Raw genomic sequence first — 11621 nt, forward strand, 5'->3', positions numbered from 1 at the left:
GCCGCCCCCGCGTGGCAGGCGCACGCGGCCCCGCCGGGCCCGCGGTCCGGCGTCAGCAATCAGGAACAGGTAGCACTGCAAGCCGCGTGAACCGCGGCAGCCTTCAGGTGCCGGTAAACACCGGCGCGCGTTTCTCGGCGAAGGCCTTGCGCCCTTCGCGGTAGTCGTTGCTTTCAAAGCAGGCCATCACCAGCTGCTGCATGGCCTGCGCATCCACGCCCGGGCCCAATTGCTGCATCTGGCGTATCATTTTCTTGCCCGCGTACAGCGTCAGGGGCGCGTTGGCGGCGATCTTGGCAACCATGCCGTCCACCGCCTCGTCCAGGCCATCGGCGGCAACCACCTGGTGCACCAGGCCCCGCGCCTCGGCCTCGCCAGCCGTATAGCGGGCCGCCGTCAGGAAAATTTCCAGGGCGCGCGCCGATCCCACCGCGGTGACCAGGTTGCGTATGGCTGTCATGCGGTAACCCAGCCCCAGCTTGCCGGCCGGAATGGCAAAGGAACTGTCTTGCGAAGCAATGCGCAGGTCGCAGCACAGCGCGATGTTCAGGCCGCCGCCGATGCAATAGCCCTTGATGCGTGCCACCGTGGGTTTGTCGTAGTCGTACAGCGCCAGTTGCGCCGCCTCGGCGACTTTCTCGTAGGCCTGCACCGCCTCTTCGCCAGACCGCAGCGTATCGAACTGCGAAATATTGGCGCCGCTGACAAACGCGCGCTCGCCCGCGCCCGTCAATACCACCACGCGAATGGCGGAATCTTCCCGCAACGCCTGCAGCGCGATCGGCAGGCCTTCCCACATGGCGTACGACACTGCATTGTGCCGGCCGGGATCATTGAAGGTGATCCAGCCGGCCGCGCCGCGCTTTTCAACAATCAGGTTCTCGGTGATGCGGTCCTGCAGAATGCGTTGCGTAGTCATGGAGGGTGGTCTCGCTATCGGGCTATCCGGGTGGATTCGCGCCGGCATCCTGCATCGGGCCGGCCTGCAGCAGCGCGCGCCGGCGCTGCATGCCATTGGAAAGGTGTTCGCGCATGGCGGCGCGGGCCGCATCGCTGTCGCGCGCGGCAATAGCATCGAAGATGCGGTGGTGCTCGGCCTCGACCTGGGCCATGCGCTCGGTGCCGGTGCTGCCATAACGCAACGTGCGCACGGCATCGCCGATGGCCCTGCCGAACAGGGACAACAAGCGCACGAAATACGGATTATTGGTTGCCTGGCAGACCGCCATGTGGAAGTCCAGGGCGCGGTCGGCGCCATGGCGCCAGTCGCCGCCCGCTTCGTCTACGCGGGCCAGCGCATCGCGCAGTTTGTCCAGTTGCGCATCCGTGCGCTGCTGCGCCGCCAGCGCCGCGGCGCCTGCCTCGATCTCGACGCGCAACTGGTAAACCTGTTCCAGTGCATCGGCGCGCAACAGGTCGGAAGGCAGAATCTCGAAATTGTTCGGCCCCGGCCCCGAAGCCACGAAGCTGCCCACACCGCGCCGGGTCTCGATATAGCCGGACAGTTTCAGGCGGGCAATGGCCTCGCGCACCACGTTGCGGCTGACCCCGAACGATTGCGACAGCTCCTGCTCGGTAGGCAGCCGCTCGCCCGGCTCGAAAGCCTGGCTGAGGATTTTCTGGCGGATCTGCTGCGCGATCTCGTCGGGCAGGTTGTCCGGCCGGCGCAGGCTCTCGAATGGCGAATCGGGCGTAGGTTTGGGGCGGGCCATGGCGGTTCCGGCTGCGAGCATGAAAGACCGTGATGGTGTCACACGGCCCCGGCGGCGCGCAAACGCGCGCGCGCGTCGGCATCCAGGCCCAGCCAGCCCAGGATTTCGTCGGAATGCGCGCCGGTTTCCGGTGCGCCAGCCGCCGCCGCCGGCTCGGCGCCCCCGAAAACTACCGGCGGCGCCATGATGTCGATATCGCCGCGCTGCTCATGGTGCACACGTTGCGTCGTGCGCAGATGGCGCACCTGCTCGTTCTCGAACACCGTATCCATCGACAGGATGGGCCCGCAGGGCACGCCGGCGGCATTCAGGCGTTCAATCCATTCCGCGCTGCTGCGGCCCCGGGTCCGCGCGATGATCTCGCGATTCAGGTCGGGCCGGTTTTCCACCCGCAGGCCCGCCGAGGCGAAGCGCGGGTCGCCGTTCAGCTCGGGCATCTCCAGCACATCGCACAGGCGCGCGAACATGCCGGAACCCATGGCGGCAATGTTGATGAAGCCGTCAGCAGTGGGATACACCCCCGTGGGCGCGCTGGTGGGATGATCGTTGCCCGATTGGCCGGGGATTTCGCCGTCGATCAGCCAGCGCGTGGCCTGGAAGTCCATCATCCACACCTGCGCCTGCAGCAGCGAGGTCTGCACCCAGCGCCCCTGGCCGGTGCGCTCGCGGTCCAGCAGGGCGATCAGCATCCCTATGGCGGCGAACAGGCCCGCGCTCAGGTCGGCAATGGGAATGCCGGCCCGCATGGGCCCGTGGCCGGCCTCGCCGGTAACCGACATCAAACCGCCCAGCCCCTGGGCGATCTGGTCCAGGCCCGGCCGGTCGGCATAGGGGCCATCCTGGCCGAAGCCCGAGATGCTGGCGTAGACCAGGCCCGGATTGATCTGGCGCAGCGCCTCATAGTCGATACCGAGCTTGCGCTTGACAGAAGGCCGGTAGTTTTCCACCAGTACGTCGGCGCGCTTGACCAGCTCCAGGAACACGGCCTTGCCTTCGGGGTGTTTCAGGTTCAGTGTCAGGCTGCGTTTGTTGCGGTGCGTGTTCTGGTAATCGCTGAACTTGGCCGCCCCGCCCGGTTTGTCATCCTTCACCTCGGATGGTTCTTCGATCTTGATGACGTTGGCGCCCCAGTCGGCAAACTGGCGCACCGCGGCCGGACCGGAACGCACGCGCGTCAGGTCCAGCACGGTAAAACGATCGAGCGGGGCGAAAACCATCAGCGCTGTCTCCGGCATGTCTGGAATAGTTGTTGGACATCCTACTTATTACAACTATCCCCCCCCATTCTGGAAAACCCGGAGGCCGCTTTCCTCAGGATGGCAGCAAGAACTGCCGCAGCGCCCGCAAGTAGTCGCCGGGCAGTTCCACATTGGGCATGTGCACGGTGGGCAGGCAAACCAGCCCCGCCCCGGGGACGGCCGCGGCAATCTGCTCGCCGTGGCTGGCCAGTGTCACCGTGTCGTGCTGCCCGGCAATGACCAGGGTGGGCCGGGATATCCGCCCCAGTTGCGCGCGCATGTCCATGTCGCGCACCGCCGCGAAATTTCCGGCCAGGCCCTGCGCGGGCGTGGCCATCACCATGGCGCGGAAGAGCTCGACCACGCCGGGCGCGCTGCGAAGCATGGCCTCGGGAAACCAGTTGCCCATGAACATCCGGGCCATTTGCGACATGTCCGGCGCCTGCAGTACTGAGCCAATCAGGCTGTCCCACTGGCCCGCCGGGCCCAGATAGGCCGAGGTATTGCTCAACACCAGGCGATCGATGCGCTGTGGCGCGTGCACGCCCAGCCACTGCCCCACCATGCCGCCCAGCGACAGTCCCAGGAAGCTGGCTCGCGGCACCTCCGCGGCATCCAGCAGCTCCAGTGCGTCGCGCCCCAGCCGCTCGACCGTATATGCGCCTGCCGGCGCATCGGACGCGCCATGCCCGCGCGCGTCGTATCGCAGCACGTGGAAATCACGCGCCAATGCATCTACCTGCCCATCCCACATATGCAGCGTGGTGGCAATGGAATTGGACAGCATCAATACCGGCTTGCCGGCCTGGCCATCGAACCGATAGGCGATGCGCCGGCCGTCGCTGGCGGTAAAGAAAGACAAGTCGCTCATGGCAGTTCCCTGAAGAAAGGTGTGCCGTAAATCGTAGTTGCCGGCTTGCCCGAAAGCTATTACAAAGATTGCACAATCTTTGTAGGTAAAGCTGACATGAGCCCGTTCACCCTGCACGACCTGCAATGCTTCGACGCGGTCGCGCGCGCAGGCGGCTTCCAGGCCGCGGCCACCGCATTGCACCGTTCCCATCCCGCCGTATTCGCCGCCGTCGCCAAGCTGGAACGCCAGCTCGGCCTGGCCCTGCTGGACCGCGGCGGCTATCGCGTGCAATTGACCGACGCCGGGCGCTCGTTTCATCGCAAGGCCCAGCCGCTGCTGCGCGAACTGGAAGGCCTGCGGGCCCATGCCGCGCAGTTGGCCCTGGGCGAAGAAAGCGAACTGAGCGTGGTAATGGGCGACCTGTGCCCCCGCCCGGAAACGCTGGGCCTGCTCGGCCAGTTCTTCGCGGCGTGCCCGGTCACCCGCCTGAACTTGCATTACGAAGCCGTCACGGGCCCGTGGGAACGCCTGCACAGCGGCCAGGCCGACCTTATCCTGCATCGCGTGGACAAGAGCGACCCGCGCATCGAATGGATAGACCTGAGCAAAGTGGTGTTCGTGCCCGTGGCGGCCCCGGGCTTCCTACCCTTTGCGCCCACGCGCAATACCAGGCCCGACCAGTTGCGCGACTTCACCCAGTGCATCATCCGCGACACCGCGCGGCAGGCCCCGGCCGACAGTTACTTCGTGGTCGAGGGCGCACATCAGTGCACCGTGCCGGATCAGCTCATGAAAAAAGACATCATCCTGCAGGGCATGGCCTGGGGCCACCTGCCGCGCTTCCTGATCGAGCGCGAACTGGCCAAAGGGCAGTTGCTGGCCATCACCAGCCGCTACCTGCCGGGCCGCAGCGAAGATCTGGTGGCCGCCCGCCGGCGCGACCGCCCGCATGGCCCGGTGGCCAATCGGCTATGGGAATTCCTGCGGGACCAGGCCGGCGCATTTCGGGCCACCGCGACCCGATCGAGGTGAATTAAGCATGCCCTCCCAGATAGGCGTTGGCCAGTTCGTCGTTCGCGGCGATCTCGGCCGCGCTGCCCTGGGCCACCACGCGGCCGCCTTCCACCACATAGGCGCGGTCCGCCAGTGCCAGCGCCAGCCCGGCCATTTGATCCACCAGCAGGATGGTCATGTCTTCATCCCGCAGGCGGTCCAACGCCGCGAACAGTTCGGCGATCACTTTGGGCGCCAGGCCCAGCGACGGTTCGTCCAGCAGCAGCACGCGCGGCCGGCTCATCAGGCCGCGCGCCAGGGCCAGCATCTGCTGCTCGCCGCCGGACAGCAGGCCGGCACGCTGGTGCAGCCGTTCGCGCAGGCGCGGGAACCGCTGCAGCATGCTTTCGACACGCGCCTCGCGATCGGTCTGATCCAGGAATGCGCCCAGCCGGATATTGTCCAGCACCGACAATTCGGGAAACACTTGCCGGCCCTCGGGCACCAGCACCAGGCCCAGGCCCACCACGTCTTCCGCCGCGCGGCCTTCCAACTGGTGGCCGTTGATGTGCATGGCGCCCGACTGGCTGCGATGCAGGCCCGCCAAGGTGCGCATCAAGGTGGATTTGCCCGCGCCGTTGGCGCCCAGCAAGGCCACCATCTCGCCAGCGCGCACCTGCAGGCTGATGCCATGCAAAACCGGTTCGGCCCCGTAGCCGGCCACCAGGCTGTCTACCGCCAACACCTCCACGCCCGGCGTGCGCGGTGTGCGCGGTGCGCCCTCCGACGCATCCAGTGATTCGCCCAGGTAGGCCTGCTTGACCGCCGGATCATTCTGTACCTGCGCGGGCGTGCCCACGGCCAGCCGCTTGCCGGCGTCCAGCACGACCAGTTGGTCGGAAATGGACATCACCAGCCCCATGTCGTGCTCGACCAGCGCCACGCCCACGCCGGCATCGGCGATGCGGCGCAACAGCGCCGCCAGCATGTTTTTGTCTTCGCGCGACAAGCCGGCGGCGGGTTCATCCAGCAACAGCACATCGGGGTCGGTGGCCAGGGCCCGGGCGATTTCCACCAGGCGGCGGTCCACATGCGGCAGGCCGGCAGCGTTCGCCTGCGCCGCCCCCTGATAGCCGCAGAACGCCAACAAGGCGCGCGCCCGCATGCGGGCATCGGCGCTGCGGAAACGCCCGGCCGCGAACAAGCCGCCCAGGCGGCCGCGCCCCATGGCCAGAGCCACGTTGTCTTCCACGCTGAGCGAGCCGAACAACTGCGAGGTCTGGTAGCTGCGCGCCACGCCGCTGCGGGCTATGCGGAATGCGGGCAGCCCGGTCAAGGGCCTGGACCCCAGCATCACATCGCCCGTCGATGGACGGTAGAAACCGCTAAGCATGTTCAACGCGGTGGTCTTGCCGGCGCCATTGGGGCCAATCAAGCTGGTAACGGTGCCCTCGGGCACTTGCATGTTCAAATCGCTGACCGCATGCACCCCGCCGAACCGGATACCCAGGCCCTGCGCGGCCAGCGAGGCGCGGGCGCGCCTGGGCAGGGCCACCTGCCCTGCCGCGCCGGCGCGGGGCAATACCGCGGGCGCCCTGAACTGGCGCAGCACCTGGCGGCACAAGCCCACCACGCCCTCCGGCGCCACCCACAACACCAGCAACAACAGCGCGCCGAAGAACAGCAGGCGGTATTCCTCGAACGAAGCCAGCAACTCGGGCAGCAGGCCCACGATCAGGGCGCCGATAATGGGGCCGGCCACTGTCCCGGCGCCGCCCACGATCACCACCAGCACGAACAGGATGGACTGCATGAAGTTAAAGGTCTCGGCCGTGACGAAACCCGAAAGCGGCGCGAACAGGCCGCCCGCTAGGCCTGCGGCGGCGGCCGACAGCATAAAGGCCATGGTCTTGATGACCAGCGGATTCAGGCCGATGGATTGCGCCGCCGTCTCGCTGTCGTTGACGGCACGCATGGCCGCCCCCCAGCCGCCGCGGGACAGCAGGCCATAGCACCCCATCAGCACCGCCGCCGTGGCCACGGCCAGGACGGTAATGGTCTGCTCTGGCCCCCAGCCAGCACCGAGCTGTGGCGGCAGGATGCCCATGATGCCGCTCTGCCCGCCGGTAAGGTCGTGCATTTCCACGATGGCGTGCTGCACGATGAAACTGAAGGCGATGGTCACCATCGCCAAATACGGGCCCTTGACCCGCAGGGCCGGCAATGCCAGCAAGGCGCCCAGTGCCGCGGCCAGCGCGGCCCCCGCCATCCAGGCCGGCCAGAAACCCCAACCGGCCTTGGTGGTAAGAATGGCCACGGTGTAGGCGCCTATGGCATAGAAGCCCACATGCCCGAACGACATCTGGCCGGTCAGGCCCAGCAGCACGTTCAGGCCGATGCCGACGATGGCGATGAGCGCGATATTGGCCAGCACGAAAACATAATAGCTATTGAGCGTGAAAGCCATGGCCAGGGCCACGGCCGCCACCGCGGCGCCGGCAGCCAGAAACTTGGGATTCATACTTTCTTGACCTCCGCCCGTCCGAACAGGCCATTGGGCCGCATGGCCAGTACCGCGATAACCAGGGCGAACGTGATGATGTGGGTGTAGCCGGAGCCCAGCGTGACAGTGATCATGGCTTCGGCAATGCCGAAGATCAGGCCGGCGAACATCACCCCCCAGGCGCTGGATATGCCGCCCAGGATGGCGACGGCGAAGGCCTTCAGGCCGAACATCGTGCCCATGTCGGCGCTGACGTTGAACAACGGCGCGATCAGGATGCCGGCCACGCCCGCGAACAAGGTTGACATCGCGAACGCCGCGGCCACGGCGCGCTTGATCGGTATGCCCATCAGGCGCGCCGCATCGCGGTTCTGCACCACCGCCAGCAATGCCGTGCCCCAGCGGGTGCGGCGAGCCACCAGGTGCAAGGCGGCGGCCAGGGCAAAGCCCATCAGCGGAATCAGCAGCTGCAGCGGATACACGCCCAGGCCCAGGCCGGCCACCTCGATGGGCGACACGGCCAGCGGCGACGGCAGGCTGCGCGGCTCTTTGCCGAAGGTGTGCATCACCACGTTGTCCAACACGATGCCCAGGGCCACGGTGGACATCAGCCAGGCGTTCGATCCGCGCGACGCGAACGGCCGCACCGCCAGGAACTCCACCAGCAGGCCGTACAGCGCGCAACACAGCAAGGCCAGCACGATGGCCGGCAACATGCCCCAACCCAGGGTCTGGGCGAAAGTGAAGCAAAGCACCGCGCCCAGCATCATCGAACTGCCCTGGGCGAAGTTCACCGTACCGGACACGGAATGGGTAATGTGGAAGCCCAGGGCCATCAGCCCATACATACTGCCCAGGCCCAGGCCACTGATCAGTGCCGCCAGCAACTGCATCGCGCGCTCCCAGAAGGCTTACTTGGCCAGCCCGACGGGCAGGATGCGGTTGTCGATGAACTGCGCCCAGACATAGTCCTGCGCGGTGACGGCATCATGCACTTGCGGAGTGAAAGGCTTCTTGTACGTCTTGATCAGGCCTTCGTAGCCTTCAATCTTGTAGAAACCTTCGCGGATCGCGTCGCCATCGGTGGAGCCTGCCTGTTCGATTGCCAGAGCGGTCAGTTGCATGGCGTCATACGCATTGGCCACCCCCACCGCCGGCGTAATGTTCTCCGGGCCTTTCACGTCAGGGTATTTAGCCTTCAGCGCCGCGATCACTTTTTCTCCCACGGGCGACTGCTGGCCGAAGAAGCTGTAGGTTTGCACGAAGTGCACTTCCTTGGCATTGGGGCCGGCCAGTTCCGTGAACCGGCCACCCGCCGGGCCCCAGTGCGACACGACGGGCACTTTCCAACCCATGCGGTCCAACGACTTCACCACCTGCGCGGAAGGCCCCACATTTCCCACCATGAACAGCGTATCGGCGCCCGCCGCCTTCAGCCGGCTGAGCTGCGGCACCACGTCCACTTCGTTGCCGTCGAATTTCTCGCTGCCCACGGGCTTCATGCCCTTGGCGTCCAGCGCGGCCACCAGGCCCTTCTGGTTGGACTCGCCCCAGGGGTTGTTGACCATGATGAGGCCGAACCTGGACGTCTTGAAGGTAGCCTGGGCGTAGTCAACCATGGCGGCGTCGACCACCTCGTCCACCGCCGACACGCGGAACACGTAATTCGGCTTGCCGCCATTCTTGGTAATGGGCGTACCCGCGGCCCACGGGCCCATGAACGGAACCTTGGCCTGGTTCACCAACGGCACGATGGCCAGCGATACCGGCGTATCCAGCCCGCCGAATACCACCGCCACCTTTTCTTTGTAGATGAGTTCGCGCGCGGCCACCACGCCCTTGGCGGGGTTGGCCTCGTCGTCGCGCCGCACCAGTTCCAGCGGGCGGCCGCCCAGCACGCCGCCCTTGGCGTTGATTTCATCGATGGCAACCTGCATGCCCCGCGTAATGGCTTCGCCCGCCAGGGCCGACTGGCCCGACAGCGCGGTGATCAGGCCGATCTTGACGGGATCGGCGGCCTGCGCCCCGGCGCCCAGGCCCATGCAGGCCAGGGCAAAAGCGGTGCAGACAAAAGTACGGCGAGAAAGACGCGACATGGAGTTCTCCCGGGAGATGATCGTTATGGAAGGCCCGTACAGGCCCTGATCCCGTTCAAGCAAAACCCATGCCATGTTTGCGCTTCTTGTTTTCAAGCTGGCATACGGTTTGCTTGTTTATCCATGTTTTTTGTCGCCAATTCATCCTGATTTATTGCCGACAATTAGCTGGATTCCTGTGAACAAAATGTGCCTGGAATGTCCTTCGACGCGGCATTTCCACGCAAGCCAACCGCCACCCCCTTGCACCAACACGGCGCACGGAATGGGAGAAAACGATGCATGACGCACCAGATGAGAACATCCCTGCCAACCCGGCCGACCCCGGCGCCCTGGTCGACGCTTACCTGACCACCTTGATGAGGCCCGATCCCGAAGGGGCGCGGCGCTATGTCAGCCCGCAGTTGCGCATCCGCTTCACGGGCGGCCGCGAAATGCGCGACCCGGCCGAGTGCACAGCCTTCAACAAGGCCCGCTACGCCTGGGTGAAAAAACGCTTCGAATCGACGGATGTGGTTGCCGGCGCCGCCCCCGCCCATGCGGTGGTGTACAACCGCGGCACGCTGTATGGCGAATGGCTGGACGGCACGCCCTTCGAGGGCAACCGCTATATCGACCGGTACGTGGTGCGCGACGGGCTCATCACGGAAATGGATGTATGGAACGACAGCGCGGAATGGATGCTGGTTCGGGCGGGGCTGGCGGCACGATGAGCAGCGCCGTGAACCACACGCCCCACCTCGGCCCGCTGGCCGCGCACGACCGCTTCGATTATTCGGCCATCCACCGCCGCCCCGACTACAGCTGGCCGCAAGGCGCGCGGCTGGCCGTGTACCTGGGTTTCAACATCGAGCACTTCGCTTTTGGCGATGGGCTGGGCGCACGCCTGGGCGCCAGCTTCGGCGAGCCCGACGTGCTGAACTATTCGTGGCGGGAATACGGCAACCGCGTCGGCGCCTGGCGCTGCCTGGAACTGTTCGACGCACTGGGCCTGCCCGCCGGCGTCATCGCCAACACCGCCATCCTGGACCATTGCCCGGAACTCATCGAAGCCTGCCTGGCGCGCGGCGACGAACTGATCGCCCATGGCCATACCAACGCCGTGCATCAGGGCGCCTATCCGGAAGCCGCGGAACGCGCGCTGTTGGAATACTGCGCCCGCCGCTTCGAACAGGCGGCCGGAACACGGCCCACCGGATGGCTGTCGCCGTGGATCGCCGAATCGCGCCTGACCCCCGACCTGCTGTCCGAGACCGGGTATCGCTACACCTTGAACTGGTGCCATGACGACCAGCCCACGTTGCTGCGCACGCGCAGCGGGGCACGGCTGTGGTCGGTGCCCTACCCGCAGGAAGTCAACGACATCCCCATGATCGTGGCGCGCCAGATGGATGCCAAGGACTTCGCCCAGCTCATCATCGACAACTTCGACGAGATGCTCGACCAGGCGCGCCGACAGCCGCTCGTCATGGGCATCGCCCTGCACCCCTATCTGGTAGGCCAGCCGTACCGGCTGCGCCACTTGCGCCGCGCCCTGGCCCATATCGCCCTGCACCGCGATCGCGGCGACGTATGGTTCACCACCCCGGGCGCCATCTGCGCCCATACCGAACAACTCAACCTGGAAGCCCGACCATGACCGCCAGCCTTACCGCCCTGCCCTTTGAAGACACTGTAGGCGCCTGGGTACCGCATGGCCGCTACAGCCTGCCGCCCACCGGCAGCGGCCCCCTGGACGGCCTGGCCTTCGCGGCCAAGGATTTGTTCGACGTGGCGGGCCAGTTCACCGGGGCCGGCAACCCCGCCTGGCTGGATTCGCACCCGCCGGCCGCGCAGCACAGCCCGATCATCGCGCAACTACTGGAGGCCGGCGCGCGGCTGCACGGCAAGACGCTGACCGACGAGCTGGCCTACAGCATCCACGGCGACAACATGCACTACGGAGCGCCGTTAAACACGCGCGCCCCCGACCGGGTGACCGGCGGGTCGTCCAGCGTGGCCAGCCACTGGGCGTCCACGTCCTTGGGCAGGGCCAGCATGAACAGCTCGGAGGCGTAGATGGTTTCCGGGCTGGCGGGAAGCAGCTTGTAGCGCAAGCGTTCGGCCACCTCGCTGACCAGAGCGGTGCGCGGCGCAAAGCCGAAGTCGGCCAGCAGCGTGGTGATGTCCACCGTGTGCGTTAGCGCGCTCCACCAGGCCTGCAGGCGGGCCTGGGCGGGGGGGTCC

The 11621-nt window shown here is 66.4% G+C and carries 11 protein-coding genes and 1 pseudogene; 4 read left to right on the plus strand and 8 right to left on the minus strand.

Going from position 1 to position 11621, the window contains the following annotated elements:
• Positions 1 to 103: 103 nt before the first annotated feature.
• The 4 genes from LPZ50_RS14705 to LPZ50_RS14720 form a co-directional block, all read right to left on the minus strand.
• Positions 104 to 919 (minus strand): enoyl-CoA hydratase, encoded by an 816-nt coding sequence (locus LPZ50_RS14705; protein ID WP_230662215.1) that lies wholly within the window; start codon positions 917 to 919, stop codon positions 104 to 106.
• 22 nt (positions 920 to 941) lie between these two features.
• The gene (locus LPZ50_RS14710) at positions 942 to 1712 is read right to left on the minus strand and encodes a FadR/GntR family transcriptional regulator (protein ID WP_230662216.1); all 771 of its coding nucleotides are present in this window, start codon (positions 1710 to 1712) and stop codon (positions 942 to 944) included.
• A 38-nt stretch (positions 1713 to 1750) separates the two neighbouring features.
• Positions 1751 to 2929, minus strand: coding sequence for a CaiB/BaiF CoA transferase family protein (locus tag LPZ50_RS14715; protein WP_230662217.1), 1179 nt, complete (start codon positions 2927 to 2929; stop codon positions 1751 to 1753).
• A gap of 94 nt (positions 2930 to 3023) precedes the next feature.
• Entirely contained in the window at positions 3024 to 3821 is a 798-nt protein-coding gene (locus LPZ50_RS14720; RefSeq protein ID WP_230662218.1) for an alpha/beta fold hydrolase, read from the minus strand.
• Positions 3822 to 3917: 96 nt separating this feature from the next.
• Between LPZ50_RS14720 and LPZ50_RS14725 the strand changes: the two genes are divergently transcribed.
• Complete coding sequence (locus tag LPZ50_RS14725) at positions 3918 to 4835, plus strand: LysR family transcriptional regulator (RefSeq protein WP_230662219.1); 918 nt, start codon at positions 3918 to 3920, stop codon at positions 4833 to 4835.
• Position 4836: 1 nt separating this feature from the next.
• Here LPZ50_RS14725 and LPZ50_RS14730 read toward each other — a convergent pair whose 3' ends face one another.
• Genes LPZ50_RS14730 through LPZ50_RS14740 form a run of 3 tightly spaced genes read right to left on the minus strand, consistent with a single transcriptional unit; the run spans position 4837 to position 9395 of the window.
• A complete protein-coding gene (locus LPZ50_RS14730) occupies positions 4837 to 7317 on the minus strand; it encodes a branched-chain amino acid ABC transporter ATP-binding protein/permease (RefSeq protein ID WP_230662220.1) in 2481 nt (826 codons plus the stop codon).
• A complete protein-coding gene (locus LPZ50_RS14735; protein ID WP_230662221.1) occupies positions 7314 to 8192 on the minus strand; it encodes a branched-chain amino acid ABC transporter permease in 879 nt (292 codons plus the stop codon). The genes LPZ50_RS14730 and LPZ50_RS14735 overlap by 4 nt, the downstream gene beginning before the upstream one ends.
• 18 nt (positions 8193 to 8210) lie before the next feature.
• Positions 8211 to 9395 carry an ABC transporter substrate-binding protein gene (locus tag LPZ50_RS14740; RefSeq protein ID WP_419195597.1) on the minus strand — a complete coding sequence of 395 codons (1185 nt, stop codon included), beginning with the start codon at positions 9393 to 9395 and terminating at the stop codon, positions 8211 to 8213.
• Between the two features lie 278 nt (positions 9396 to 9673).
• Here LPZ50_RS14740 and LPZ50_RS14745 point away from each other — a divergent pair, with 278 nt between their 5' ends.
• The 3 genes from LPZ50_RS14745 to LPZ50_RS14755 are packed head-to-tail and all read left to right on the plus strand — an operon-like array spanning position 9674 to position 11453.
• On the plus strand, positions 9674 to 10108 hold the full coding sequence (locus tag LPZ50_RS14745; RefSeq protein ID WP_230662222.1) for a nuclear transport factor 2 family protein: 435 nt from the start codon (positions 9674 to 9676) through the stop codon (positions 10106 to 10108).
• Positions 10105 to 11034 (plus strand): polysaccharide deacetylase family protein, encoded by a 930-nt coding sequence (locus LPZ50_RS14750; protein ID WP_230662224.1) that lies wholly within the window; start codon positions 10105 to 10107, stop codon positions 11032 to 11034. Before LPZ50_RS14745 ends, LPZ50_RS14750 begins: the two co-directional genes overlap by 4 nt.
• Positions 11031 to 11453, plus strand: a complete 423-nt coding sequence (locus LPZ50_RS14755; RefSeq protein ID WP_329957662.1) for an amidase family protein — start codon at positions 11031 to 11033, stop codon at positions 11451 to 11453. The genes LPZ50_RS14750 and LPZ50_RS14755 overlap by 4 nt, the downstream gene beginning before the upstream one ends.
• Here the strand turns inward: LPZ50_RS14755 and LPZ50_RS14760 are convergent.
• Positions 11366 to 11621 (minus strand): annotated as a pseudogene (locus LPZ50_RS14760) (recombinase); the annotation flags it as partial. The gene LPZ50_RS14755 and the pseudogene LPZ50_RS14760 sit on opposite strands and share 88 nt — an antisense overlap.

The sequence above is a fragment of the Bordetella petrii genome, assembly GCF_020991325.1.
GTDB lineage: Bacteria > Pseudomonadota > Gammaproteobacteria > Burkholderiales > Burkholderiaceae_B > Bordetella_A > Bordetella_A petrii_E.

Bases quoted from the DNA above. Each gene is read 5' to 3' on its own strand.
- LPZ50_RS14730 (WP_230662220.1), bottom strand. From the start codon at position 7,317: ATGAATCCCAAGTTTCTGGCTGCCGGCGCCGCGGTGGCGGCCGTGGCC.
- LPZ50_RS14750 (WP_230662224.1), top strand. From the start codon at position 10,105: ATGAGCAGCGCCGTGAACCACACGCCCCACCTCGGCCCGCTGGCCGCG.
- LPZ50_RS14720 (WP_230662218.1), bottom strand. From the start codon at position 3,821: ATGAGCGACTTGTCTTTCTTTACCGCCAGCGACGGCCGGCGCATCGCC.
- LPZ50_RS14740 (WP_419195597.1), bottom strand. From the start codon at position 9,395: ATGTCGCGTCTTTCTCGCCGTACTTTTGTCTGCACCGCTTTTGCCCTG.
- LPZ50_RS14735 (WP_230662221.1), bottom strand. From the start codon at position 8,192: ATGCAGTTGCTGGCGGCACTGATCAGTGGCCTGGGCCTGGGCAGTATG.
- LPZ50_RS14745 (WP_230662222.1), top strand. From the start codon at position 9,674: ATGCATGACGCACCAGATGAGAACATCCCTGCCAACCCGGCCGACCCC.
- LPZ50_RS14710 (WP_230662216.1), bottom strand. From the start codon at position 1,712: ATGGCCCGCCCCAAACCTACGCCCGATTCGCCATTCGAGAGCCTGCGC.
- LPZ50_RS14715 (WP_230662217.1), bottom strand. From the start codon at position 2,929: ATGGTTTTCGCCCCGCTCGATCGTTTTACCGTGCTGGACCTGACGCGC.
- LPZ50_RS14705 (WP_230662215.1), bottom strand. From the start codon at position 919: ATGACTACGCAACGCATTCTGCAGGACCGCATCACCGAGAACCTGATT.
- LPZ50_RS14725 (WP_230662219.1), top strand. From the start codon at position 3,918: ATGAGCCCGTTCACCCTGCACGACCTGCAATGCTTCGACGCGGTCGCG.
- LPZ50_RS14755 (WP_329957662.1), top strand. From the start codon at position 11,031: ATGACCGCCAGCCTTACCGCCCTGCCCTTTGAAGACACTGTAGGCGCC.